Raw genomic sequence first — 24,310 nt, forward strand, 5'->3', positions numbered from 1 at the left:
TCTACAACCGCCTCCACACCGACGAGAAGTCACGACACCACACACCCCACGCCGCCGCTGCTTGACATAGGAGCAATACTCGCGCCGAGGGGCGGAGAACGCTATTCTCCGTTTGGAGATTGCGAGGTGCAGGCGATGGCTGGTGCGCAGGGATCAGGGCTTGACGAAGCCGCGTTGGGCCGGTGGCTCGACGCCAACGGCGCACCCGGGGACGGCGAGCCGGTACTGGAACCGCTGACCGGCGGCTCACAGAACACCCTCTACCGGCTGCGCCGGGGCGACGCGACGATGGTGCTGCGGATGCCGGGCGCTCGGGCTGATACCGCCCGCATCGACGGACTGCGGCGCGAGATCCGCCTGGTGCGGGCGCTGTCGGGCACCGACGTCCCGCACGCGGAGTTGATCGCCGCCGACGACACCGGCGATCTGCTCGGCGCACCGTTCTACGTGATGGCCGAGGTGGACGGCTGGAACTCCACCGGAAACGCCTGGCCGGCACCGTTCGACACCGACCTGACCGCCCGGCGCGGGCTGGCCTTCGAGCTGGTCGACGGCGCAGCCCGCCTCGGCCGGGTGGATTGGCGGGCCCGCGGGCTCGAAGGGTTCGGGCGCCCGGACGGATTCCACGAACGCCAGGTGGACCGCTGGCTGGCGTTCCTGGACAGCTACCGGGTGCGCGAGCTTCCGGGCCTGGACGAGGCCGCGGACTGGCTGCGCCGCAACCGGCCTGACCACTACACGCCCGGCATCATGCACGGCGACTACCAGTTCGCCAACGTGATGTATGCCCACGGGGCCCCGGCGAAACTGGTCGCGATCATCGACTGGGAGATGACCACCATCGGCGACCCGCTGCTGGACCTGGCCTGGGCGCTGCTCGGCTACGACGGCGAAAACCCGCGCACCCAAGGCTATTACGCCGACCTGGCCGGCATGCCCACCCGCAGTGAACTACTGGATCATTATGAGCGGGTGAGCGGGCTGTCCACCGAGAACATCGACTACTACCTGGTGCTGGCCAACTGGAAGCTCGGGATCGTGCTGGAGAAGACCTACGCCGCCTCGGTCACCGGTGACCGGGTGGACCCGAAGATCGCCGCCGCCATGGGGCCGATGATCCCGCAGTTGATCGCCGCGGCAGCCGACCTGGCCCGCACGTCGAAGGGAGCCTGACGTGGGCTATGCGGACACCCTGTTCGACCTGACCGACCGGGTGGTGCTGATCACCGGCGGCAGCCGCGGACTGGGCCGCGAGATGGCCCTGGCGGCCGCCCGGTGCGGCGCCGATGTGCTGATCGCCAGCCGCAAGCTCGACGCGTGCCAGGCCACCGCCGCGCAGATCGAGGCCGAGACGGGACGCGCCGCCATGCCGTACGCGGTGCACGTGGGGCGTTGGGACCAGCTCGACGGTCTGGTCGAGGCGGCATACCAGCGGTTCGGCCGCGTGGATGTGCTGGTGAACAACGCCGGCATGTCACCGGTCTATGGCAGGCAGACCGACGTCACCGAGAAGATGTTCGACGCGGTGGTCAACCTCAACCTCAAGGGCCCGTTTCGGTTGTCGGCGTTGATCGGTGAGCGGATGGTGGCCGCCGGCCGGGGGTCGATCATCAACGTGTCCACCCACGGCTCGCTGCGCCCGCACCCGTCGTTCATCCCCTACGCGGCGTCCAAGGCCGGACTCAACGTCATGACCGAGGCGCTGGCCCAGGCGTTCGGCCCGACGGTACGGGTCAACACCTTGATGCCCGGCCCGTTTCTGACCGACATCTCGCATGCGTGGGATTTCGGGGACACCGCCAACCCCTTCGCCGACCACGCGTTGCAGCGCGCCGGAAATCCTCCGGAGATCGTCGGCGCCGCACTGTTTTTGATGTCGGATGCCTCCAGCTTCACCACCGGCTCCATTGTGCGGGCCGACGGCGGACCGAGATAGCGAACCTGATCCACCGCGAGAGGAGCGAAAGATGGCTTGGGATTTCTCCACCGAACCGGAGTTCGAGGCGAAGCTGGACTGGATCCGGGCGTTCGTGCACGAGGAGGTGGAACCCCTGGAGGTGCTGTTCCCCGGCTGCGAATACCTGCCGCTGACCGAGGAACGCCGCCGGATCGTCGACCCGCTCAAGGACCGGGTGCGCGAACAGGGCTTGTGGGCCCCGCATCTGGGCCCCGAACTGGGCGGCCAGGGCTTCGGGGCGGTCAAACTGACCCTGATCAACGAGATCCTGGGCCGGTCCAGCTGGGCGCCGATCGTGTTCGGCACCCAGGCCCCCGACACCGGCAACGCCGAGATCCTGGCCCGCTTCGGCACCCAGGAACAGAGGGACCGGTATCTGGCCGGCCTGCTGTCCGGGGAGATCTTCTCCTGCTTCTCGATGACCGAACCGCAGGGCGGCGCCGACCCGCGGGTGTTCACCACCAGAGCGGTCCGTGACGGAGACGACTGGGTGATCACCGGGCGAAAGTACTTCTCCTCCAACGCTTCGGTGGCGTCGTTCTTCATCGTGGTGGCGATCACCGACCCGGATGTTCCGGTGCACCGCGGGGCATCGACGTTCCTGATTCCGGCCGGCACCCCCGGGCTGGTCATCGAAGCCACCCACCACCTGGTGGGCTCCCATCCGCATGAGGCCGGGCATTCGCTGGTGCGCTATGAGGACGTGCGGGTCCCGGCCGATGCGATCCTGGGGGAGCCGGGCCAGGGCTTCCTGATCCTGCAGAGCCGGCTCGCCGGTGGTCGGCTGCATCACGCCATGCGCTCGATCGGGGTGGCGCAGCGCGCTATCGACATGATGGCCCGGCGCGCCAAAAGCCGCTTCACCCAAGGCAGTTCGTTGGCCGACAAACAGCTGGTGCAGGCATTCATCGCTGACTCCTATGCCGAACTCATCCCGTTCCGGCTGACGGTGCTGCACGCCGCATGGCTGATCGACACCGGCGATGAGAAGGCGGCGCGCGCCGAGATCGGAGTCTGCAAGATCCTGGCATCGCAGGTGCTCAAGTCGATCGGACTGCGCGCAATCCAGGTGCACGGCGCGATGGGCCTGACCGAACAACTGCCGCTGGCAGGCGTCCTGTTGGGCGGGGTGGCACTCGGCCTGGCCGACGGCCCCACCGAGGCGCACAAAGTGAACCTGGCCAAGCTGTTGCTCAAGGGCTACGACGCCGAGGACCCGGAGTGGCCCAGCGAATTCCTGGACAACCGCATCGAGGCCGCCCGGGCGAAGTACGGCGACCGGGTGGACCGGATTCCGGCGGTGCCGTGACCACACGTGTCGCCGCCGCGGTGCACCGCGCGCTCGACGACCGGCAGCGGGAGGCCACCGCCGAGGTGGAGCGGATCCTGACGGCCGCGGCGACGGTGCTGGAGCGAACCGCACCCGATCCGCCCCGGGTGTCAGACATCGTCGCGGAAGCCGGATCGTCCAACAAGGCGTTCTACCGCTACTTCGCCGGCAAGGACGACGTGATCCTGGCGGTGATGGAGCGCGGTGTGGGAATCGTGGTGTCCTACCTGGAACATCAGCTGGCCAAGGAGACCACCCCGGAAGCCAAGGTGGCGCGCTGGATTCGCGGCGCCCTGGCGCAGCTGTCCGAACCGCACCTGCTGAGCCTGAGCCGGGCCGCCAGCACCCAGTTGGCGGTCAGCGCCGACCGGCGGCTCTCCGACGACGACATCCTGGCGCCGCTGCGCGATCTGCTCACCGAACCGGTCACTGCGCTCGGCGGCGACGCCCGCGACGCCGATCTGGTCTTTGGCGCTACCGTGTCGACCATGCGTGGCTACCTCAACACCGGCCGGCGGCCGAAGCGGGCAGACATCGACCATCTGGTGGCGTTCTGCCTTCGCGGACTGGGGGTGGCCTGATGCGCGCGATCGTCTGCCAGCGCTACGGGCCGCCGGAAGATCTGGTTCTCCAAGAGCTGCCGGATCCGACGGCGGGGCCCGGGACGATGGTGGTCCGGGTGCGGGCCGCGGCGGTCAACTTTCCCGACGTGCTGCTGATCGACGGCAAGTATCAGCTGAAGATCCCGACGCCGTTCACACCCGGCAGCGAGTTGGCCGGTGACGTGATCGCGGTCGGTGACGGCGTACCGTTCACCCCCGGCGACCGGGTGGTCGGCACGTCCTTCGTGGGCGGCTTCGCCGAGCAGGCGCTGGTGCCCGCCGCAGCGGTGACCGCGATTCCCGACGGGGTCGACTACGCCGCCGCGGCCGGATTCGGCGTCACCTACCGCACCGCGTACCACGCGCTGCGCTCGGTTGCCCAAGTGGCAGAAGGCGATTGGGTCGTGGTGCTGGGTGCGGCAGGGGGTGTCGGGCTGGCCGCGGTCGACCTGGCGGTGGCGATGGGTGCGAAAGTGCTTGCCGCCGCGTCCAGCCCGGAGAAGCTGGAGGTGTGCCGGCAGCGCGGCGCGGCCGCGACGGTGGACTACGACCGGGAAGACCTCAAGGCGCGGATCCGCGAGATCACCGGCGACGGTGCACAGGCGGTGCTCGACCCGGTCGGCGGCCCCTACGCCGAGCCGGCGCTGCGCAGCCTGGCCCGCGGCGGTCGCTTCGTCACCCTCGGCTACGCCGCCGGCTCGATTCCGGCGATCCCACTGAACCTGGTGATGCTCAAGGGCATCACGGTGCAGGGCATGGAGATCCGCACGTTCGCCACCGACTACCCGGAAGAGAACGACCGCGACCTCGCCGAACTGCAGCAATTGTTCGCCGACGGCCGGGTCAGCCCCTACATCGGGGCGCGCTTCCCGCTCGCCGACACCGCAGCGGCGCTGCGCTACGTCGCCGACCGCAAAGCGATCGGCAAGGTCATCATCGACGTCTGACCCACACCAATGTGTTGTGGCTCGTCACACCGTCATTGGTGGTCGTCGCCGACAGGGTGAGTCGGTCGCCGTCGACGCGGGCCTGCCGCAACTGCGGCCCCGCGAACAGCTCCGGCAGCATCGACACCGTCACCTCGTGGTGCACGGTCGCGGTGTCCTCATCGACCTGGAACCGGCCGCCGTAGGCGATATAGCCGGGTGACTTCTTGTCAGGCACCGCCGAGTCGGCGCTCCCGGTCAGTTGCGCGGACATGTACCCGTCGCCGGTGTAGAGAATCAGACCGCGCGGCGCGGTGCCCAACGGATGCGAGACCGTGCCGGTGTCGACGTCGCGGGAACTGAACGAGGACAGTTCCCAGCCGCCCAGGAGCGCTTCGCGCAGTGTGCTCATCAGGGCATGATGACGGTGCGCTGGACCGGCTCGGCGGCGGCCTGGCGGCTGCGCAGCCCGCGCTGCAGCGCGCACACCAGCGCATCGCGGGTCTCCCGGGGGTCGATGAGCTCGTCGAAGCCGAGCTGTTGCGCGGAGTGGTAGGAGGCCCGCAACTCGGTTTCCCGCAGCTTGGCGGCCAGATCCTCCCCGGCATGTGAGGCCGCGCTCAACGCCGCCGCACTCATGGCGCCCATTGTCGCTCCCGGGTAGGCGAACGTCGCCACCTGGGCGTCGAACCCGAGCAGCGACATCACCATGGAACCGAAGCCGTAGGCCTTGCGCAGCGTCAGGTGCAGTTTCAAGGTGGTGGCCGCGGTCTGGGCCGCGAACATCCGGGCGCCGGCCCGCAGCACGCCGCTGCGCTCGGAACGGCTGCCGGGCAGCATGCCGGGATTGTCGGCCAGGAACACGATCGGCAGGTGGAACGAATCGGCCACCATGATGAAGTGCGCCGCCTTGTCCGCGGCGTCGGTGTCGATCGAACCGGCCAGCACCTGCGGCTGATTGGCCACCACCGCCACCGGATGGCCACCCAGGTGGGCCAGTGCGCAGATGATCGCCCGGCCGAACCGCGGCTGCACTTCGAACCAGTCGGGCCGGTCGAAGACGACATCGAGTACCGAACGCATGTCGTAGACGCGCCGGTTGTCCCGCGACACGATGTCGAGCAGCTCGGCAGTGGGCCGCGACCCCGCGGCCGGGTCGGCGGGCAGGGCCGACGGGTAGGACCAGGCGCTGGACGGGAAGTAGGACAGATACCGGCGGATGTCGTCGAGCACCGCTTCGTCGTCGGCGCCGAAGTTGTGGATGACACCGCTGTTCAGCGCGACCTCGGGGCCGCCCAGGTCTTCCTTGGCGATGTCTTCGCCCGTCGACTCTTTGACCACCGGGGGACCGGCGGTGAAGATCGCGCCGTGCGGGCTCATGATCCGGAAGTCACAGACCGGCGCCACCAGGGCGCCGTGCCCCGCCGAGGGACCGAGCACCGCGGCGACGGTCGGCACCTTACCCGAGCACTGCGCCTGGACCAGCAGGTCGGTCGGGGTGCGCCCGTAATGCTCACCGGTGGGCCGGAATCCGGCGCCCTCCAGCAGCATCACCAACGGGATCCTGTCGCGCAGCGCCAGTTCCGCGATCCGGTAGCGCTTGGCGTTGCCGCCGGGTCCGATGCTGCCCGCCAGCGTGGTGAAATCCTCGGCGCCCACCATCACCGGGGATCCGTTGATCAGACCGGAGCCGACGACGATCCCGTCGGCGGCGATCTCGCCACCGACCATGGTGCCTAGTTCGCGGAAGGTGCCCGGGTCCAACAGGTGCCTGACCCGGGCGCGTGCGTCGAGTTTGCCCTTTCCGCGATGTTTGGCGACCCGCTCGGGCCCGCCCATGGCCCGCGTGTGCTGACGCCGCCGGTTCAGATCCTCCAGCGTCTCCTGCCAGTCCTGGGCGTTCGTCATCTGCGGCGTCCTCTTTCGTTGACCATACTGAAACTCTTACTGTAACGTCTCGCGGCGTGGCTGGAAGCGCGCGGGAGCATGCCCGGTGAGCGCGCGGGCGTCGATACCGCGCCATCCGCACGACGTGACCAGCGAGTGGCTGTCGGCCGTATTGAGCGCCCGGGGCGAACCGGTCGAGGTGACCTCGGTGGACGTCGTTCCGGTCGGCACCGGTCAGACCGGAGCCACCTACCGGGTGTCTGCCGAGTATGCCGACAACCCGGCTGGCCTGCCGGGCAGCTTCGTGATCAAACTGCCGGCCGGCGACGACGCCGTCCGCGATCGCGTCGTGCTGGGCTACCGCAGTGAGTGCGCGTTCTACTCCGCTGTCGCCGACGGCGTCAAGATACCGATACCGCAGTGCTTCCACTGCGAAATCACCGACGACGCAACCGAGTACGCGCTGCTGCTCTCCGACCGGGCGCCCGCGGTGCAGGGTGATCAGATCGCGGGTTGCGGCGAGCGGCAGGCCCGGCTGGCGGTGACCGCGCTGGCCGGGCTGCACGCGCCGACCTGGTGCGACGAGCGCTGGTTGACGTTCTCCGGTCTGGCGATGACCCAGTTGGACGAGGCCGGCGCCAAGGGGATGGGTGACATCGCCCGGATGTGCGCCGCAACATGCGTGGAGCGGCTCGGCGCCCAACTCGGCGACACCGACTGCGCGACGTTGACGGCCGCACTGGACCTCATCACCCCGTGGGTGTCGGCGCCGCGCGGCCGGTTCGCGCTGATCCACGGCGACTACCGGCTGGACAACATGCTGTTCAGTCCCGACAACAATCAGATCTGGGTGGTGGACTGGCAGACACTCGGCGTCGGCCTGCCGACCCGGGACCTGGCGTTCTTCACCGGCACCAGCCTGGCACCCGAACTGCGCAAAGAGATCGAAGCCGACCTGGTCACCGACTATCACTCCGCACTGCTGGGCCACGGTGTCACCGGTTATGACCGGGAAACCTGTTGGCAGGACTATCGGTTCGGCGCGCTGCAAGTGCCGCTGATCTGCGCGCTGGGGTTGGTGTTCGCGACCGACACCGACCGTGGCGACGACATGTTCGTCACGATGTTGCGGCGTGGGTGTCAGGCCATCCGCGACCTGGGCACGCTGGAGTTGGTGCAAGAGGAGGCCGGGTTGCATGGGTGATCAATCGCAGGCGCAGTCCCCGTCGGGGCCGCCCGAGGGAGACTGGCTCGGAACGCCCTATCTGTCGTTCCGGCGGGAGGGGCCGATCGCGGTGTGCACCCTGGATCGCCCCGAGGCCCGCAACGCGATGACGCCCGCCATGTACTTCGGCCTGCGTTACGCGGTGGGCCGGGTCAATCAGGATCCAGATCTGGCCGGGCTGGTGATCACCGGTACCGGCGACGTGTTCGCACCGGGCGGCGACATGGGCGGCGGCGGGGCGGAGGACTGGCTCACGTTCGGCGCGGCGCTGGGCATGGACATCACCCCGTTCGACACCCTGCGCACGTCGGCCAAGCCGATCGTTTCCGCGGTCAACGGGCTGTGTCAGGGCGGCGGGTTGCAGATCACGCTGTGCAGCGATATCGCCGTGGTCAGCGACCGGGCGACGTTTCGGGTGCCCGAGCTGTTCCGCGGCATCGCCGACACCTACTACAGCCAGATGCTGGCCCGGGTGATCGGGCCGGTCCGAACCCGCGACCTGATGTTCACCGGACGCACGTTCGGGGCGCAGGAAGCGCTGGACTGGGGCATGGTGGCACGTGTCGTCCCGCACGACGAGCTGGCCGGCGCCGCACGCGAGGTCCTGGCGCAGTGCTGCCGGACGGCGCCGGCGGCGCGCGGGGTGGTCAAGGCGAGCCTGGATTCCTACCTCGGCCTGTTCGACCGGATCGGGATGAACGCCAGCCTGGGCGCGCCGGAGGCCGTCGAGGGTTTTCGCGCGTTCAAGGAACGCAGGTCACCCGACTGGGTGCATCCCGAGCTAAGGACCGATGGCCGGCTGTAGCGAAGCACGCGAAAACCGCCCGAGCTGGGATATTTGCGTCAGATGAGAATCAGTGTGCATAGAAATCAGAAGCAGCTATCGCAGTATCCACTAATCGGATAGGATCCACTCGCGCTGTGTCGGGAGTATCCGGAGGGGCCTGTGGCTATGGGGATGAAGGACATGATCCGCTGGTCCCCCGGCGCGGCGATGGTGCGCCTGGCCGGTCCCATGGAGGCGATCGGCGGGCTCTTCACGATGTCGGTGGACGCCGTGCGGTTCTTGTTCCGGCGGCCGTTTCAGGCCCGGGAGTTCCTGGAGCAGTCCTGGTTCGTCGCCCGTGTCTCGCTGGCGCCCACCCTGCTGGTGGCCATTCCCTTCACGGTCCTGGTCAGCTTCATCCTGAACATTCTGCTGCGTGAGCTCGGCGCCGCAGACCTGTCCGGGGCCGGTGCGGCCTTCGGCGCGGTCACCCAGGTCGGGCCGATGGTGACCGTGTTGATCGTTGCCGGAGCCGGCGCCACCGCGATGTGCGCCGACCTGGGATCCCGCACGATCCGCGAAGAGATCGACGCCATGGAGGTCTTGGGCATCAACCCGGTGCAGCGGCTGGTGACACCGCGGATGCTGGCCGCCGGGCTGGTGGCCCTGCTGCTCAACAGCCTGGTGGTGATCATCGGCATCCTCGGCGGCTACGTCTTCTCGGTCTTCGTGCAGGACGTCAACCCGGGTGCGTTCGCCGCGGGGATCACGCTGCTGACCGGAGTTCCCGAGCTGGTGATCTCCTGCGTCAAGGCGGCGCTGTTCGGCCTGATCGCCGGAATGGTCGCCTGCTACCGGGGCCTGACGATCTCCGGCGGGGGCGCCAAAGCCGTCGGCAATGCGGTGAACGAGACCGTGGTCTACGCCTTCATGTCCCTGTTCGTGGTCAACGTGGTGGTCACCGCGATCGGCATCAAGATGACGGCGCGCTGAGCCGTGGCGCTTCGTGCCCTTTCGGCCGTCTATCCCGGTGTCACCCGACAGCTCCGGCGACCGATCGCGGCGCTGGGCCGCATCGGTGACCACACCCTGTTCTACGGCAGGGCGATCGCCACGGCGCCGTTCGCGTTCACGCATTACCGCCGCGAGGTCGTTCGGCTGATCGCCGAGATCAGCATGGGCACCGGGACGCTGGCCATGATCGGCGGCACCGTGGTGATCGTCGGCTTCCTGACCCTGGCGGCCGGCGGCACGCTGGCGGTGCAGGGGTACAGCTCGCTGGGCAACATCGGCATCGAGGCACTGACCGGGTTCCTGGCCGCATTCATCAACGTGCGGATCTCGGCTCCGGTGGTCGCCGGTATCGGACTGGCGGCCACCTTCGGCGCCGGCGTGACGGCGCAGCTGGGCGCGATGCGGATCAACGAGGAGATCGACGCGCTGGAATCGATGGCCATCCGTCCGATCGCCTATCTGGTCAGCACCCGCATCGTCGCCGGACTGGTGGCGATCACTCCGCTGTACGCCATCGCGGTGATCCTGTCGTTCGTCGCCAGCCGATTCACCACGGTCTTCCTGTTCGGGCAGTCGGCCGGCCTCTACGACCACTATTTCCGCACGTTCCTGAACCCCATCGACCTGCTGTGGTCGTTCCTTCAGGCCTTCCTGATGGCGATCACCATCTTGTTGATCCATACCTATTTCGGCTATTTCGCCGCCGGCGGCCCGGCCGGGGTGGGGGTCGCGGTGGGCAATGCGGTGCGGACCTCGCTGGTGGTCGTGGTCTCGGTGACGCTGCTGGTGTCGCTGTCGGTCTACGGGGCCAGCGGCAATTTCAACCTGGCCGGGTAGCCGGGCGTATTCGCGCACGTCGCAGCGGTGGTATTGGCATTCTCATTTTTTGGAAGTACCGTATCCATCGATGAGCGACCCAGTGCAGACATCCTCAGGGATCCCGCTAAAACCGGTGTACGGCCCGGACGACCGCCGCGAGGAGCCGCCGGCGCCCGGGACGTACCCGTTCACCCGCGGAAACTTCGAATCCGGGTACCGCGGCCGGTTGTGGACGTTTCGTCAGTACTCCGGCTTCGGCACCGCCGAGGAGTCCAACCGTCGCTACCAGTACCTGCTGAGCCAGGGCGGGACCGGGCTGTCGGTGGCCCTAGATCTGCCGACCCAGTGCGGGTACGACTCCGACGATCCCGAGGTCGGTGAGGAGGTCGGCCGGGTCGGGGTGGCGGTGGACACCCTTGCCGACGCCGAGATCCTGTTCGACTCCATCCCGTTGGACAAGATCAGCACCAGCTTCACCATCAACGGGACCGCCGCCATCCTGCTGGCCTTCTACGTCGCGGCCGCCGAGCGCCAGGGTGTGCCGCGGGCCAAGCTCACCGGCACCATCCAGAACGACATCCTCAAGGAGTACGCGTCGCGCGGCACCTGGATCTGGCCGCCCGAGCCGTCGCTGCGGCTGATCGCCGACACCATCGAGTTCTGCGCCGCCGAAGTGCCCCGGTTCAACGCGATCTCGGTGGCCGGTGCGCATTTCCGCGACGCCGGCGCCAACGCCGTCCAGGAGATGGCGTTCACGCTCGCCGACGGCGTGACCTACTGCGACACCGTCGTGGAACGCGGCCGGATGAGCATCGAGAAGTTCGCCCCGCAGGTCTCGTTCTTCTTCTACACCCACGGCGACTTCTTCGAGGAGGTCGCCAAGTACCGGGCCGGCCGGCGCCGGTGGGCCACCATCGTGCGGGAACGCTACGGGGCCTCCAGCGACAAGGCGTCGATGTTCCGGTTCGGCTGTGTGGCCGGCGGTGCGTCGTTGTTCGCGCCGCAGGCGCAGAACAACCTGGTGCGGGTGGCCTACGAAGCGATGGCGGCGGTGCTCGGCGGTGTCCAGTCGATGTTCACCGCGGCCTGGGATGAGCCGTTCGCGCTGCCCAGTGAGGAATCCGCGACCCTGGCGCTGCGCACCCAGCAGATCCTGGCGTACGAGACCGGGGTGACCCGGGTGGCCGATCCGCTGGGCGGGTCCTATTTCGTCGAGGCCCTCACCGATGCCACCGAGGAGCGCATCATCGAGATCATGGCGGACCTGGAGAACCACGGCGGAATGGTCCGCGCCATAGAAGACGGCTACCTGCAGGGCCTGATCGCCGACGAGGCGTTCAAGATCCACCACGAGATCGAGTCGGGCAGCAGGCCGGTCGTCGGCGTCAACAAGTTCACCAGCGACGAGCCCCCGCCGGAGATCGCGACCTACGAACTGGATGCCGAGGGCCGCGACGTCCAGCTGAAGCGGCTGGCGCGGGTCAAGGCGGAACGCAACGCCGACGACGTCGCCGCCAAGCTCGCGGCCCTGTCGCGCGCCGCCGAGGGCGACGCCAACCTGATGCATCCCCTGATCGACTGCGCCAACGCCTACTGCACGGTGGGCGAGATGGTCTCGGCGCTCAAGAACGTCTGGGGCGAGTTCCAGCAACCGGTGGTGTATTAGATGACTTCTCCGCTCAATTCCTCCGTGCCCGGCCCGGTGCGCGTCCTGGTCGCCAAGCCCGGGCTGGACGGCCACGATCGCGGCGCCAAGATCGTGGCGCGCACCCTGCGTGACGCCGGATACGAGGTGATCTACACCGGCATCCGGCAACGGGTCGAAGACATCGTCTCCACCGCGCTGCAGGAGGACGTGGCGGTGGTGGGCTTAAGCATCCTGTCCGGTGCGCACGTCGCATTGACCGGCCGGATCGTGGAGGCGCTGCGCGCCGCCGACGGCGGCGACATTGCCGTGGTGGTTGGTGGCACCATCCCGCAGGGTGACGTGCCCAAACTGCTGGAGGCCGGTGCTGCCGCGGTCTTTCCCACCGGAACCTCCCTGGACGATCTGGTCAGCGGGGTCCGGCAGGTGGTCGAGAAGGCGGAGGCACGCTGACATGCGCCTGGGCGTGATGATCGGGGCCGAGCGCGGCGACATGGCGCGCAAGGTCAAGAAACTGATCTCCGACATCGAATGGGCCGACACGGCCGGCCTGTCCACCGCGTGGATGCCACAGGTCCCCGACGACTTCGACCTGTTGACCATGGTGGCGCTGATGGCCTCGCACAGCACCCGGATCGAACTCGGCACCGCCGTGGTGCCGTTGCAGGCCCAGCACCCGATCGCTCTTGCCCGCCAAGCGCTTTCGGTGCACGCCGTTTCCGGTGGCCGACTGGCGCTGGGCGTGGGGCCGTCGCACCACTGGATCATCCGGGACATGCTGGGCCTGCCCTACGACAAGCCGGCCGCCTACACCCGGGACTACCTGCAGGTGCTCAACGCCGCCATCGCCGGCCCGGGACCCGTTGACGTCGAGAACGACCACTTCACCGTGCACAACCCGACCGTCCTCGGGGCCGAGACCAAAATGCCGGTGCTGGTGGCCGCGCTGGGCCCGGTGATGTTGCAGATCGCCGGTGAGCACGCCGACGGCACGTCGTTGTGGATGGCCGACGAGAAGGCGATCGCCGAGCACATCGCGCCGAAGATCAACAAGGCGGCGGCGGAAGCGGGCAAACCCGCGCCGCGCATCGTCGCCGGTATTCCGGTCACCCTGTGCGCCAACTCCGAGATCGAGTCCGCCAAGGAGCGCGCCAACCGGATCCTGGCCGAGGCCGAGACCTCGCCCAACTACCAGCGGCTGCTCGACCGCGGTTCGGCCCGGGATGTCGGCGACCTGTGCGCGGCCGGTGATGAGGAATCAATCCTCAAGCGATTCCGCCAGTTCGCCGACGCCGGCGTGACCGACCTGTCGGTGCGGCTGCTGCCGATCGGCGACACCCGCGATGAGCTGGTGGCCTCCAAGTACCGCACCCGCGAGGTGATCGCCGAGCTCGCCAAGGAGATTTAAGTGAGCGGACCGCTTTCGGGGATCCGCATTCTCGAAGTGGGAGTGATGCTGGCCGGCCCGTACGCCACCATGCTGCTGGCCGATCTCGGCGCCGAGGTCATCAAGATCGAACCGCCGGGCGGTGAGATCTCGCGTCAGGTGGGGCCGAGTTACTTCGCCAGCCTCAACCGCAACAAGAGCAGCATCCGGCTGGATCTGGCGACGGAGTCCGGGCAGGCCAAGCTGGGCGAGCTGGTCGCGGAATCCCATGCGCTGCTGGTGAATATGAAGCCGTCGGTGATCCACCGGCTCGGGCTCACCTACGAGGCGCTGCGGCGACACAATGAGGCGATCGTCTGCGTCGCGCTGACCGGGTTCGGGCTGGACGGCGGCGACGAGCCGGCCTTCGACTACGTGATCCAGGCGGCCGCCGGGATCGCGGCGATGACCGGCGACCCGGACGGCCCGCCGACGTTGCCGGGCTACTCGTCGGCGGACAACTCCACCGGGATGACCGCGGCACTGGGGCTTTTGGCCCAGATCGTCAGCGGGCGTGGCGGCCAAGTGGAGGTGTCGCTGCTCGACGTGATGCTGTCCCAGCTGAACTACCGTGCGTCGGCCTATCTCAACGACGGTGTGGAACCCCAGCGGTATCCGCATGGAGCGCATTCCTATTACGTTCCGGCGCAGCTCTTCCCGACCTCCGAGGGATACCTGGCGCTGTTCGTCACCCATGACGGGTTCTGGAAGTCGTTCGCCACCGAAGCCGGTTTGGATGGCTTCGCGACGATGGCCGAGCGTTCCGCTCGCCGTGACGAGGTGCTCGCGGTGGTCACCTCTGCGCTGGCCGGCGACACCGCTGCCGGCTGGGAACGGCGGCTGCGTCCGCTGGGCATCCCGGCGGCCGCCGTGCGCACCCTGCCCGAAGCGCTCAAGGAGCACCCCGAAATGGTTGTCACGGCAGGGGATTTCCGCCTGGTGGGCAGCCCGATCCGGATCGCCGGATATCAACCCGCCTACCGGCCGCCGCCGACACTCGACGACTAGCCCGCCGACTCAGACCGTGACGATGGTCGCCGATGCGGTACCCGGCGCGCCGTAGACCTGAGCGAACCCCACCTTTGGACCACCCGGCACCTGGCGGTCACCGGCCTGGCCGCGGAGCTGCAGCACCAGCTCGTGCAGCTGGCGCAGGCCGGAGGCGCCGATCGGTTCGCCGTTGGCGATCAGCCCGCCGTCGGTGTTGACCGGCAGCGACCCGGAGATCTCGGTCGCCCCGTCGGCCAGCAGTTTCTCCTGGTCGCCGTCGGCACAGAAACCGCACTCGGCCATGTGGATGACCTCGGCGCCGGCGTCGGTGTCCTGCAGCTGCACCACGTCGACGTCCTCGGGTGCCACGCCGGCCTTTTCGAAGGCGGCGCGGGCCGCGTAGACCGTGGGCGCCACGTCCTCCTCGATCGGGGCGGAGGTCGCGTGCACCTCGTAGGCGCCGTAGCGGCGGGTGCGGATCTCGGTGGCCTGCAGGTAGACGGGCTTACCGCTGAAGCGGTGGGCGATGTCGGCCCGGCACATGACCACCGCGGCGGCACCTTCGTCGGGTGCGCAGAACATGTACTGGGTGAGCGGGTAGTTGAGCGCGGGCGAGTCGAGGATGGCATCCTCGGACATCGGCTTGCGCCGAAATGCATTGGGGTTCAACGCACCGTTGCGGAAGTTCTTGGCGGCGACCTTGGCCAGCGTCCGCTGCGAGATGCCGTGGTCATGCAGGTACCGGTTGGCCTTCATGCCGAAGAACTTGGTGGTGACGAACTGCCCGTTCTCGGCGTACCAGGCCGGCAGCGCCAGCTTGGCCGGGTCGTCGGTGAACGCACCGCGGGGGTGCTTGTCCATCCCGATCGCAATGCCGATCTCGTACTTGCCGGACCGGATGTTGTCGGCGCAGACCTGGGTGGCGGTGGCTGCGGTGGCGCAGGCATTGAACACGTTGGTGAACGGGATGCCGGTGAGCCCGACCAGCCGCGTCACCGCGTCGGGGTTGGAGATCTCGTAGCTGCCGCCGACCCCGAACTGGATGTCGCGCCACTGCGCCCCGGCGTCGGCCAGGGCCAGGTGGATGGCCTCGGCGCCCATCTGCATCGCGGATTTGTCGAAGCGGCCGAAGGGGTGCAGTCCGACGCCGATGATCGCCACATCGTGGTTCGCTACCGTCATTTTCCAGGTCTCCTTAGACGGGCTGGAATGCCCAGGTGAGAATCTCGGTCCCGTCGTCCTCGACGTAGAACGGCACCATGGTCAGCTCGACGTCCATGCCGAACTTCAGCTTGGCGGGATCGGATTCGGTCAGGCGGGCCTCCACCTGGACCACGTCGCCGAGCCGGATCAGTCCGACCCCGAACGGGGCGAAGCCCTCGGCGGTCTCGCCGCCGGCGTAGGGCAGCTTCGGGACGAAGCCCTGGGTGGTCCAGGCCGTCAACGTGCCCTGGCGGGGCAGCAGCAGATCGCGCATCTGCGGACCGCTGCACCGCGGGCAGTGGTCCTGCCGGGGCCATACCGTCGCGTCGCAGTCGGCGCACCGGCTGCCGATCAGGGCCGGGTTCTCATCGGGCCAATTGGTGACGTCGGGAGCAAGGGCTCTACGCATCGGCGACACCGACCCCATGAGCGGGCGCACACAGTGTGGAAATCACATTCTCGATTAGAGCATACGTGCGTACTACTAGGGAAGCCTGGAGGAGCCGTCCGGGGTGTGCGGTGGGAGTGCCGGGCGCGCGAGGGTGCGCAGAATGTCAATTCTTCGCGGCGTGTCGTGTGCAAACACGCTCCCCCGCAAGCGGGAGGTGCCCCCAGCTCGCGCGGAATGGGGGCTGCTACTTGGCGAGGCCGTGGGCGCAGAAGTCCCAGAGCTCGTCGGCGGTGATCGGGTGGGCAGCCGGATCGTCGGATTCGGCGCTGGACTGCGCGACGAACATGACGGTCTGCATGACCATCGCCGCCATGCGCCTGGCGTTGACGCCCGGGCGCAGTTCGCCGGCCTCGTCGGCGGCCTCCATCAACTCGGTGAGCAGCCCCAACAGCGGAGTGAACGCGACCCGGACCTCCGTCGGGTGCGAAACCAGCAGGCGCGGCGCGAAGTCGGTGAACAGCGGGCGCTTGGCCGACGGGTCCGGCCGGGACAGCTCGAAGAGCAGCTCGATGGCGACTTTCAACCGCTCCAGCGGTTGGGCCTGGTCTTGCGTGGCTGCGCGGATCTGGTCGGAGGTGCGAACCAACGCATCCTCGAACAGGGCCAGCAGCAACTCGTGCTTGCCGTTGAACTGCAGGTAGAAACTGCGCAGTGACTGTCTGGAGCGCTCGACGACCTCTTGGACGGTGAAGTCGGTGCTGCCCTTTTCGATGATGATGGCTTGGGCTGCATCCAGGAATCGCTGAACGCGCTGGGCGGCCCGCAACCGTGCGGTCTTGATCGACCGCTCGACCGCCCGCTGCTTCCAGACGGGCTCTTCTTCCGGGTTACTCACCAGCGGCTCCGACGGTTGCCATTTTGGGAGAACACGAATGCACCCTACCGGAGAATCGCCCGGGATCGATGTCGGCCATCGCGGCGCTGCCGTCCCAATTGAGAAGATGGTAACTTTCTTCCAATGAGAAGGCTATTCTCGCAAGCTGTCGGCGCAGCCGGGAAGAGTCACGCACGCCGCGACTGATTAAGGACGTCCATGTACATCGATTACGAGGTCGCCGACCGGATCGCGACGATCACGCTGAACCGGCCCGAGGCCGCCAACGCCCAGAACCCCGAGCTGCTCGACGAACTCGACGCGGCCTGGACTCGCGCGGCCGACGACGATGACGTCGCCGTCATCGTGCTGCGGGCCAACGGCAAACACTTCTCGGCCGGCCACGATCTCAAGGGCGGCGGCCCGGTCCCGGACAAGATCACCCTGGAGTTCATCTACAAGCACGAATGCAAGCGCTACCTGGAGTACACGCTGCGGTGGCGCAACGTGCCCAAGCCGTCGATCGCCGCGGTGCAGGGCCGGTGCATCTCCGGTGGGCTGATGTTGTGCTGGCCGTGCGATCTGATCATCGCCGCCGACGACGCCCAGTTCTCCGACCCGGTCGTGCTGATGGGTATCGGCGGTGTCGAATACCACGGGCACACCTGGGAATTGGGACCGCGCAAGGCCAAGGAGATCCTGTTCACCGGCCGCGCGATGACGGCGCAGGAGGCCGAGCAGACCGGCATGGTCAACCGGGTGGTTCCCCGTGACGCGCTGGACTCCGAGACCCGCCAGCTCGCCGAGCACATCGCGACCATGCCGTCGTTCGCGCTGCGGCAGGCCAAGCGCGCGGTCAACCAGACCCTCGATGTGCAGGGCTTCCACTCGGCGATCCAGTCCGCGTTCGACATCCACGAAACCGGTCACGGCAATGCGCTGTCGGTGTGCGGGTGGCCGGTCCTGGTCAACCTGGACGAGATGAAATCTCAAGTCAAGTAGTCACCGCGAGATTGGAACCACGCAGGGGCCCACTCGAACTCTTGCTGCCTCAGCGCGATCCCGCGGCCAACGTTGCACGCAGTTCGCGTTTGAGCACTTTGCCGTCGCTGTTCTTGGGCAGCGCGTCGACGAACTCGTAGCGTTTCGGTCGCTTGAACCGGGCGATGCGTTCCAGCAGGTGGCTGTCGAGCTCGGCGGCGGCCGTGTCGCCCACGACGAAGGCGACCACGATCTCGCCCCACTCGGGGTCGGGGGTTCCCACCACCGCCGCCTCGCTCACCCCGGGATGGCTCAACAGCGCCTCCTCGACTTCGCGCGGATAGATGTTGCTGCCACCGCTGATCACCACGTCCTTCGAGCGGTCCCGCAGGGTCAGAAACCCGCGGCTGTCGAACGAACCCTTGTCGCCGGTGAACAGCCAACCGTCCCGGAGGGCCTCCGCCGTGGCCTCCGGGTTGTTCCAGTAGCCGGCCATGACGACGTCGCCGCGGCAGACGATCTCGCCCACCTCACCGACCGGCGCCCGGGTCCCGTCGTCGCGCAGCACGGCGACCTCGACACCGGAGCGCGGCCAGCCCACCGATCCCAGGATCGCGTCCTGGTCGACGTGGCCGCCGTGGTCGGCGCGGCGCAGGCCGGTGATCGTCATCGGCGCCTCACCCTGGCCGTAGAGCTGGGCGAACACCGGCCCGAACGCGGCCATCGCACGCTTGAGGTCTCCGAGGTACATCGGGCCCCCGCCGTAGACGATGGTGCGCAGGTTGGCGGGGCGTTCACGGCCGGTGGCCACCAGGCGCGCGATCATCGTCGGCGCCAGAAAGGCGGTGGCGCCCGGATGATGCCCGCACAGGTCGAGGAATTCGTGGGCGTCGAACGAACCCGAGGCCGGCACCACCTGCCGGGCGCCGCGCAGCACGTAGGGGGCGATGTAGAGGCCCGAACCGTGCGACATCGGGGCTGCGTGGACCAGGCTGCAGTCGGCGTCGGGGTCGTCGAGGTCGGCCAGATGCGCCACCGTCATTGCCATCAGGTTGCGGTGGGTCAGCATCGCCCCCTTCGAGCGTCCGGTGGTGCCGCTGGTGTAGAACAGCCACGCCAGCCGGGACGGATCCGGATCCGGCAGAGCGGCGCGAGGTGCGTCAAATCGCTCCAGATACGCTGCGCTGCCCAGGGTCTCGACGGCGACACCGACCGCGCGGCCCAGCTCCGGTGCCAGTGCCGGGGACGCGAAGACCAGGACCGCGCCGGCGTCGTCGATGATCTGGGCCATCTCCCGCGGATGCAGTTTGTAGTTGAGCGGGACGACGACGCAGTCGGCGGCCCAGGTGGCGAACATCAGCTCGATGATCTCCGGCCGATTCTCACTGGCGATCGCGATCCGCGCGCCGGGGCCTGCCACCTGCCGCAGCGACGTCGCCAATCGCAGTGCACGCTGCGCCAACTCGCTCCAGGTGTGCACCAGGCGCTCACCGTGATACACCGCCCCACGATCACCGAACCGGGCCGCGGCCTGGTCCAGCAGCGTGAACAGGTTCACCGCTGCACCCAGTCGGAGTCCAGCCCGTAGTCGGAGAGATATTTGGTCGAGCTCCAGCCGCCGTCGACGACGATGGTCTGGCCGTTGATGAAAGCGCCCGCCTCCGAACACAGGAAGACGACGGTATTGGCGACGTCGTCCACCTCGCCTAGTCGCGGATAGGGCGTCATCTCGGAGTTCATCTTGCGGAACCGTGGGTCGGTGAGGCGTTGTTCGACCATGGGCGTCACGGTGACCCCGGGGGCCACCGCATTGCACCGGATGCCCTGGGCTCCGTACTGGCAGGCGATGTGGGTGGTCAGCGCGGTCAGCCCGCCCTTGGCGGCCGAATACGCCCCGCCCCGCAGACCGCCGACCAGCGCGAAGGTGGAGGTGATGTTGATGATCGCCGATCCCGGGCCCATGTGCGGCACCACGTCGCGGGCCAGCCGAAAAGGCGCCCGCAGCATCAGATTCAGGACGTGGTCCAGGGTTTCGTCGTCGGTCTCGTGCAGCGGCTTGGGACTGCCGACGCCGGCATTGTTGACCAGATAGTCCACCCGGCCCCACCGGGACAGGGCCGCGTCGAGGATCTGTTGCGGTGCGTCGTCCGCAGTCAGGTCGACGGCCAGGGTGGCGATACGCTCGGGGTCTCCCACCGCAGCCGCCAGCTCCGCCAGCCGCCCCTGGTCGCGGCCGGTCCCCAGCACCGCCATCCCGGCCTCGGCGAGCTTTGTCGCGCAGCCGAATCCGATTCCACTGCTGGCGCCGGTCACGATCGCCACCTGCATGATCTACTCACCTACCTCCGCCCGGGACAACGCGGCCCGGATCTGTTGCTTGACGACCTTGCCGGCGTCGTTCTTGGGCAGCTCATCCCAGATCATCACCTGTTCAGGGACTTTGAACAGTGCGACGCCCCGCGCAGTCAGTATCGCCCGCAGGTCCGCGACGTCGGGAGCGGTGTCGCCGGCCGGCACGATCACCGCGCAGGCCCGCTCCCCGGTGCGGGCATCGGGCACTCCGACCACGGCGATCTCGGCGATCTGCGGATGTTCGAGCAGGATGTCCTCCACCTCACGCGCGGAGATGTTCTCGCCGTTGCGGATGATCAGGTCTTTGATTCGTCCGGTGACCAGCAGATAGTCGTCGTCGACCCAGCGGCCGAGATCGCCGGTGGCGAAATAGCCTTCGGTATCGAAGCAGTCGCGCTCGTCCTCGGGGTGCCGATAACCGAGCAGCATCTGCGGGCCGCGGACGTAGATCTCGCCCTCGCCCGACGGCGCTCCCGAGCGGGTTACCAGCTTGATGTCGGCGATCCCGGCCCGGCCGTCGGTCTCCGCGGCGTGGGAAAGCTCTTGGGCTCCTATCGATCCGACCGTGGTGACCGGCACCTCACTGGACCCGTAAACCCGGGTGACAGTGGCGCCACAAAAATAACCAGCCGCCTCGCGGATCAACGCTGCCGGGACGGAGGCGCCGCCGCAGATGAAGAGTTTGAGATCGGGCAGGCGGGTGTCGGCGCGTCGGGCGGCGGCGAGCAGCTGGGTCAGAAACGGTGTCGCCCCCGCCACGTGGGTGCAGCGTTCGGTGAGCATGAGGCCCACCGCCGCATCCGGGTTCCAGGTGTCCACCAGCACGGCGGTGGTGCCCAGCAGCAGCGGGCATTCGAACGCATAGATGGACCCACCGATGTGGGCGATCGGGGACGGGACCAGAAACCGGTCGCCGGGTTCGACCAGCCAATATCGGGCCAGCTGGGCAATCAGGGCGTTGACCGAATTATGACTGTGTAGAACGCCTTTGGCCCTACCGGTGGTGCCCGACGTGTACAACAGCAACCGGACCGCATCGGGATCGAGCGTGGGCAGTGCGGTCGCGGGCGGATTGGCGAGCAAACTCCGGTAAGCGGTGTGGCCATCTGAATCGCCACGCACCACCACCGTCTCCGGCGGATCGGCAAGCGAACCCGCCACCCGGGTCAGCATCGCCGCATAGTCATGGCCGCGGAACCGTTCCGGCGCGAAGAGCATTCGGGTGCCGGAGTCGGCGAGGATGAACGTCAGCTCCGCGTCGCGCAGCGACGGCAGGATCGGGTTGACCACCATCCCAGACAGTGTGGCGGCCAGGTAGACCACGGCGGCCTCGTGCCAGTTCGGCAGCATGAACGACACCACACTGCCCGTGGGCATCCGCTCCAGCATCGCCCCGGCCAAAACGGTTGCCCGGGCGTGCAGATCCCGGCAGGTCAGCCGGGCGTCGCCGTCGATGAGCAGCACACGGTCGGGCGTCTGCGCGGCAGCCGCAGCCAAGGCGTCGGCCAGCGTCACGACCCCGTCACCCGGTGCAGTGTCATCGAGTACCGATAGTCGTCGCCGGCATGGGTGTTCACCGTGACCTGGGCGACCTCGCCCTCGGAGGTGGTGTAGCTGCGTTGCATCTGCAGCCCGGCGGTGCCGGGATCGACGGCGAGCGCGCTCGCGAGTTCGGGGGTGATGATCACCGCGCGGATGTGCTGGCGCACCTCGACGATGCTGACCCCGAACACGTCCTCGATCAGCGGGAAGATCGGACCGGTGTGCCGCTGCAACAACCGGCCGACGCGCGCGAAGTCCCGGTTGATGTAGTACTCGGTTCGGCAGATCGGCGCGGCCTGACCCTCCGCGCGGCGGTTGCCGCGCACCGCGAGCCATTCGGTGCCCGCCGGCAGGCCGGTGCTTGCGCTCACGTCGTCGTCGATGGTGATCATGGCGTTGGAGTCGATCTCGAACTCCGCACCGGCCGCGAACGCCACCAGGTCGTCGATCGACACCACGTCCTGGGCGTAGCAGTTGGTCGCGGCGCGGGGGATCACCACGGTGCCCGCGCGGGGGCGGGAGACCACGAGGTTGTCCTCCCGCAGCCGGCGCAGCGCCTCGCGGACCGTGTAGCGGCTGACGGCGAACCGTTCGCACAGTTCGTGTTCGGTGGGAAGCTGCGAGCCGATCGGATACACCCCGTCGGCGATCTCCTTGCGCAGCTCCCGCGCGACCCGCAGGTAGCGGTGGTCGGTCACGGTCGCACCGGACGCAGCGCCAGCACACTGCCGTCCCCGTCGGCCGAGACGAACAGGGTGCCGTCCCGGCCGCGCGCGATCCCGGCGAACGGTCCCTGCGGACCGGAGAACGGCGGCATGCCCTTCAGCGGCTTGGGCGTCACGCCGGGCGGCGGTCCGATCGGCAGCCCTTCGGCGATGGTGTGCCGCGTCCCGGTGTCGAGGTCGATCTCCAGCACCTGCCGGGCGCCGGCATCGACGACGTAGAGCCGGCCGTCGGCCAGCAGGATCCCCTGGGGCCGCACCAATCCGTCGAACACGGTCTGAACACCGGATCCACCGATGCGCACCACCCGCCCGGCCCCGGATTCGGCAACCAGGTAGGTCCCGTCGTCGCTGATGGTGATACCGACCGGGCCGGCCAGGTCGCGAGCCAGCACCTCGACTCCACCGGCGCGTAGGCACAGCACCCGTCCGGTGCCGAACTCGCTGACCACGACACCGGCGGGTCCCACCGCCACCCCGTAGAGCTGGTCGAAACCGTCGGCGAGCACCTCGCTGAACGACTGCGCCGGTAGGTACCGGCTGACCTGCCCACCGGAGGTGGCGACGACGAACTCGCCGGGACCGACCGCGGTGACCCCCCGCACAAAGCCCGGATAGCCGGGGCTGAACAGCATTCCCAGGGTTTCCAGGCGCCCGCCGTCTCCGACCGCGTAGAAGTAGGTGCCGTCGGCGACGTAGAGGGTGTCGCCGTCATCCACCGTCAGATCCAGCGGCCAGTTCAGCCCGCCCGGCAGCACCGTGGCCGTCTCGCCCCCGCCGGCGATCTCGGTGATCTCACCGGTGAAGTTGGACACGAACAACCGGTCGCCGACGAAGGTGCAGTTGTCCAGTCCGGGACGCAGCTGTGCCAGCACGGTGGCCTCGCCGTTGCGCGGGTCGATGCGCAAGACCTGGCCACTGGCGGCCTGGGTGGAGACGATGCATCCGTCGCGGTCGAACTTCACCGAGTCCGGCACACCCAGATCGCCGGCCACCCGTTGCGGCGCAGCATCTTTGGCGAACGGGTCGATCCGCCAGATCTCGTTGGCGGTCATCACCGGGAAGTACAGCAGGCCGTCGGGCCCCACCTCCATGGCATTGGGCGACGGCAGGTTCTCGGCCAGGATGCGCTGTGCGCCGGTGGCCCGGTCCAGCTCCATCAGGCGCCCGCCGTCGCGGCACTCGCCGACGAACAGCCGGTCTTGGTGCACGGTGATCCCGTTGGCGCAGGGCAGGTCGTCGCGCAGCACGCGGCTGCGCCCCGAGGCGTCGAGCGCACTGACCCGAGCATCCATCACCTCGGTGGCATACAGGGTGCCGCCGGCGTCGAATGCCACGTCGTCGGGCGCGACGACGTCGCCGCCGCGCGCGCTCACGACTGCCAGCTCGCCGGTGCTCACGTCCAGCGCACTGATCTGACTGCCGGTCACCTGCGCGATGTAGACCCGGCCGTCCGGTCCGGTCCGCAGGCCGTTGGCTCCGAACAGCCGACTCGGTTCGGTGATTCGCTCGAGGCGCCAGCCCGGCGCCACAGTCGGGTCCATGCGGCCGTCACGGGGGAGCGGATCACTCATGACTCCGGACGTTATCAAGCACAGTTAGTCCAGACAATAGGTGTCGTAGGTGCGCTTCCCGGCCTTGACGCATGAATAAGTGCT

At 68.3% G+C, this 24,310-nt stretch carries 24 protein-coding genes; 14 read left to right on the top strand and 10 right to left on the bottom strand.

The annotated features are described in order from the left end of the window. Nucleotides 1–135 precede the first annotated feature (135 nt). The 5 genes from AWC16_RS11750 to AWC16_RS11770 are packed head-to-tail and all read left to right on the top strand — an operon-like array spanning nt 136 to nt 4,836. Entirely contained in the window at nt 136–1,173 is a 1,038-nt protein-coding gene (locus AWC16_RS11750) for a phosphotransferase family protein (RefSeq protein ID WP_085265040.1), read from the top strand. Nucleotide 1,174: 1 nt separating this feature from the next. Next, nucleotides 1,175–1,936 (top strand): SDR family NAD(P)-dependent oxidoreductase, encoded by a 762-nt coding sequence (locus tag AWC16_RS11755; protein WP_085264940.1) that lies wholly within the window; start codon nt 1,175–1,177, stop codon nt 1,934–1,936. A gap of 31 nt (nt 1,937–1,967) precedes the next feature. Further along, nucleotides 1,968–3,266, top strand: coding sequence for an acyl-CoA dehydrogenase family protein (locus AWC16_RS11760; RefSeq protein ID WP_085264941.1), 1,299 nt, complete (start codon nt 1,968–1,970; stop codon nt 3,264–3,266). Then, nucleotides 3,263–3,868 (top strand): TetR/AcrR family transcriptional regulator, encoded by a 606-nt coding sequence (locus AWC16_RS11765; RefSeq protein WP_085264942.1) that lies wholly within the window; start codon nt 3,263–3,265, stop codon nt 3,866–3,868. The genes AWC16_RS11760 and AWC16_RS11765 overlap by 4 nt, the downstream gene beginning before the upstream one ends. Continuing rightward, the gene (locus AWC16_RS11770) at nt 3,868–4,836 is read left to right on the top strand and encodes an NADPH:quinone oxidoreductase family protein (protein WP_085264943.1); all 969 of its coding nucleotides are present in this window, start codon (nt 3,868–3,870) and stop codon (nt 4,834–4,836) included. The genes AWC16_RS11765 and AWC16_RS11770 overlap by 1 nt, the downstream gene beginning before the upstream one ends. Here AWC16_RS11770 and AWC16_RS11775 read toward each other — a convergent pair. Further along, nucleotides 4,823–5,227 (bottom strand): lipocalin-like domain-containing protein, encoded by a 405-nt coding sequence (locus AWC16_RS11775; RefSeq protein WP_085264944.1) that lies wholly within the window; start codon nt 5,225–5,227, stop codon nt 4,823–4,825. The two genes, AWC16_RS11770 and AWC16_RS11775, sit on opposite strands and share 14 nt — an antisense overlap. Next, complete coding sequence (locus tag AWC16_RS11780; RefSeq protein WP_085264945.1) at nt 5,227–6,723, bottom strand: acyl-CoA carboxylase subunit beta; 1,497 nt, start codon at nt 6,721–6,723, stop codon at nt 5,227–5,229. Before AWC16_RS11780 ends, AWC16_RS11775 begins: the two co-directional genes overlap by 1 nt. 85 nt (nt 6,724–6,808) lie before the next feature. On the opposite strand from AWC16_RS11780, the gene AWC16_RS11785 reads away from it, so the two are divergent. The 8 genes from AWC16_RS11785 (at nt 6,809) to AWC16_RS11820 (ending at nt 14,605) form a co-directional block, all read left to right on the top strand. Next, nucleotides 6,809–7,906: a phosphotransferase family protein gene (locus tag AWC16_RS11785; protein WP_085264946.1), complete on the top strand. Its 1,098-nt coding sequence runs from the start codon at nt 6,809–6,811 to the stop codon at nt 7,904–7,906. Continuing rightward, the gene (locus AWC16_RS11790; protein WP_085264947.1) at nt 7,899–8,732 is read left to right on the top strand and encodes an enoyl-CoA hydratase/isomerase family protein; all 834 of its coding nucleotides are present in this window, start codon (nt 7,899–7,901) and stop codon (nt 8,730–8,732) included. The genes AWC16_RS11785 and AWC16_RS11790 overlap by 8 nt, the downstream gene beginning before the upstream one ends. A gap of 147 nt (nt 8,733–8,879) precedes the next feature. Then, a complete protein-coding gene (locus AWC16_RS11795) occupies nt 8,880–9,686 on the top strand; it encodes an MlaE family ABC transporter permease (protein ID WP_085264948.1) in 807 nt (268 codons plus the stop codon). 3 nt (nt 9,687–9,689) lie between these two features. After that, complete coding sequence (locus AWC16_RS11800) at nt 9,690–10,544, top strand: MlaE family ABC transporter permease (protein WP_085264949.1); 855 nt, start codon at nt 9,690–9,692, stop codon at nt 10,542–10,544. A gap of 70 nt (nt 10,545–10,614) precedes the next feature. Beyond that, entirely contained in the window at nt 10,615–12,192 is a 1,578-nt protein-coding gene (locus AWC16_RS11805; RefSeq protein WP_085264950.1) for a methylmalonyl-CoA mutase family protein, read from the top strand. Continuing rightward, the gene (locus AWC16_RS11810) at nt 12,193–12,624 is read left to right on the top strand and encodes a cobalamin B12-binding domain-containing protein (RefSeq protein WP_085264951.1); all 432 of its coding nucleotides are present in this window, start codon (nt 12,193–12,195) and stop codon (nt 12,622–12,624) included. A gap of 1 nt (nt 12,625) precedes the next feature. Next, entirely contained in the window at nt 12,626–13,579 is a 954-nt protein-coding gene (locus tag AWC16_RS11815) for an LLM class F420-dependent oxidoreductase (RefSeq protein ID WP_085264952.1), read from the top strand. Beyond that, a complete protein-coding gene (locus AWC16_RS11820) occupies nt 13,580–14,605 on the top strand; it encodes a CaiB/BaiF CoA transferase family protein (RefSeq protein WP_085264953.1) in 1,026 nt (341 codons plus the stop codon). It abuts the gene before it with no gap. Nucleotides 14,606–14,614: 9 nt separating this feature from the next. On the opposite strand, the gene AWC16_RS11825 is transcribed toward AWC16_RS11820, so the two are convergent. From AWC16_RS11825 to AWC16_RS11835, 3 genes are all read right to left on the bottom strand, one after another. Beyond that, nucleotides 14,615–15,769, bottom strand: coding sequence for a thiolase family protein (locus AWC16_RS11825; RefSeq protein WP_085264954.1), 1,155 nt, complete (start codon nt 15,767–15,769; stop codon nt 14,615–14,617). A 13-nt stretch (nt 15,770–15,782) separates the two neighbouring features. Continuing rightward, nucleotides 15,783–16,199, bottom strand: a complete 417-nt coding sequence (locus AWC16_RS11830; protein WP_085265041.1) for a Zn-ribbon domain-containing OB-fold protein — start codon at nt 16,197–16,199, stop codon at nt 15,783–15,785. 226 nt (nt 16,200–16,425) lie between these two features. Beyond that, nucleotides 16,426–17,076, bottom strand: coding sequence for a TetR/AcrR family transcriptional regulator (locus tag AWC16_RS11835; protein ID WP_207572312.1), 651 nt, complete (start codon nt 17,074–17,076; stop codon nt 16,426–16,428). Nucleotides 17,077–17,274: 198 nt separating this feature from the next. Here AWC16_RS11835 and AWC16_RS11840 point away from each other — a divergent pair, with 198 nt between their 5' ends. Further along, nucleotides 17,275–18,057: an enoyl-CoA hydratase gene (locus AWC16_RS11840; RefSeq protein ID WP_085264956.1), complete on the top strand. Its 783-nt coding sequence runs from the start codon at nt 17,275–17,277 to the stop codon at nt 18,055–18,057. 49 nt (nt 18,058–18,106) lie between these two features. Here the strand turns inward: AWC16_RS11840 and AWC16_RS11845 are convergent, their stop codons facing one another. The 5 genes from AWC16_RS11845 to AWC16_RS11865 are packed head-to-tail and all read right to left on the bottom strand — an operon-like array spanning nt 18,107 to nt 24,226. Then, nucleotides 18,107–19,594, bottom strand: a complete 1,488-nt coding sequence (locus AWC16_RS11845) for an AMP-binding protein (RefSeq protein WP_085264957.1) — start codon at nt 19,592–19,594, stop codon at nt 18,107–18,109. Further along, nucleotides 19,591–20,364 (bottom strand): SDR family NAD(P)-dependent oxidoreductase, encoded by a 774-nt coding sequence (locus AWC16_RS11850; RefSeq protein ID WP_085264958.1) that lies wholly within the window; start codon nt 20,362–20,364, stop codon nt 19,591–19,593. Before AWC16_RS11850 ends, AWC16_RS11845 begins: the two co-directional genes overlap by 4 nt. Before the next feature lie 3 nt (nt 20,365–20,367). Beyond that, a complete protein-coding gene (locus tag AWC16_RS11855) occupies nt 20,368–21,903 on the bottom strand; it encodes an AMP-binding protein (RefSeq protein WP_085264959.1) in 1,536 nt (511 codons plus the stop codon). Then, nucleotides 21,900–22,628, bottom strand: coding sequence for a GntR family transcriptional regulator (locus AWC16_RS11860; RefSeq protein ID WP_085264960.1), 729 nt, complete (start codon nt 22,626–22,628; stop codon nt 21,900–21,902). Before AWC16_RS11860 ends, AWC16_RS11855 begins: the two co-directional genes overlap by 4 nt. After that, complete coding sequence (locus tag AWC16_RS11865; RefSeq protein ID WP_085264961.1) at nt 22,625–24,226, bottom strand: SMP-30/gluconolactonase/LRE family protein; 1,602 nt, start codon at nt 24,224–24,226, stop codon at nt 22,625–22,627. The genes AWC16_RS11860 and AWC16_RS11865 overlap by 4 nt, the downstream gene beginning before the upstream one ends. Between the last annotated feature and the right edge of the window lie 84 nt (nt 24,227–24,310).

Origin of the sequence: Mycolicibacter longobardus (assembly GCF_002102265.1) — a bacterium.
Taxonomy (GTDB): Bacteria; Actinomycetota; Actinomycetes; order Mycobacteriales; family Mycobacteriaceae; genus Mycobacterium; species Mycobacterium longobardum.

Bases quoted from the DNA above. Each gene is read 5' to 3' on its own strand.
- AWC16_RS11810 (WP_085264951.1), top strand. From the start codon at position 12,193: ATGACTTCTCCGCTCAATTCCTCCGTGCCCGGCCCGGTGCGCGTCCTG.
- AWC16_RS11850 (WP_085264958.1), bottom strand. From the start codon at position 20,364: ATGCAGGTGGCGATCGTGACCGGCGCCAGCAGTGGAATCGGATTCGGC.
- AWC16_RS11830 (WP_085265041.1), bottom strand. From the start codon at position 16,199: ATGCGTAGAGCCCTTGCTCCCGACGTCACCAATTGGCCCGATGAGAAC.
- AWC16_RS11815 (WP_085264952.1), top strand. From the start codon at position 12,626: ATGCGCCTGGGCGTGATGATCGGGGCCGAGCGCGGCGACATGGCGCGC.
- AWC16_RS11795 (WP_085264948.1), top strand. From the start codon at position 8,880: ATGGGGATGAAGGACATGATCCGCTGGTCCCCCGGCGCGGCGATGGTG.
- AWC16_RS11775 (WP_085264944.1), bottom strand. From the start codon at position 5,227: ATGAGCACACTGCGCGAAGCGCTCCTGGGCGGCTGGGAACTGTCCTCG.
- AWC16_RS11825 (WP_085264954.1), bottom strand. From the start codon at position 15,769: ATGACGGTAGCGAACCACGATGTGGCGATCATCGGCGTCGGACTGCAC.
- AWC16_RS11865 (WP_085264961.1), bottom strand. From the start codon at position 24,226: ATGAGTGATCCGCTCCCCCGTGACGGCCGCATGGACCCGACTGTGGCG.
- AWC16_RS11805 (WP_085264950.1), top strand. From the start codon at position 10,615: ATGAGCGACCCAGTGCAGACATCCTCAGGGATCCCGCTAAAACCGGTG.
- AWC16_RS11750 (WP_085265040.1), top strand. From the start codon at position 136: ATGGCTGGTGCGCAGGGATCAGGGCTTGACGAAGCCGCGTTGGGCCGG.
- AWC16_RS11760 (WP_085264941.1), top strand. From the start codon at position 1,968: ATGGCTTGGGATTTCTCCACCGAACCGGAGTTCGAGGCGAAGCTGGAC.
- AWC16_RS11840 (WP_085264956.1), top strand. From the start codon at position 17,275: ATGTACATCGATTACGAGGTCGCCGACCGGATCGCGACGATCACGCTG.
- AWC16_RS11770 (WP_085264943.1), top strand. From the start codon at position 3,868: ATGCGCGCGATCGTCTGCCAGCGCTACGGGCCGCCGGAAGATCTGGTT.
- AWC16_RS11780 (WP_085264945.1), bottom strand. From the start codon at position 6,723: ATGACGAACGCCCAGGACTGGCAGGAGACGCTGGAGGATCTGAACCGG.
- AWC16_RS11790 (WP_085264947.1), top strand. From the start codon at position 7,899: ATGGGTGATCAATCGCAGGCGCAGTCCCCGTCGGGGCCGCCCGAGGGA.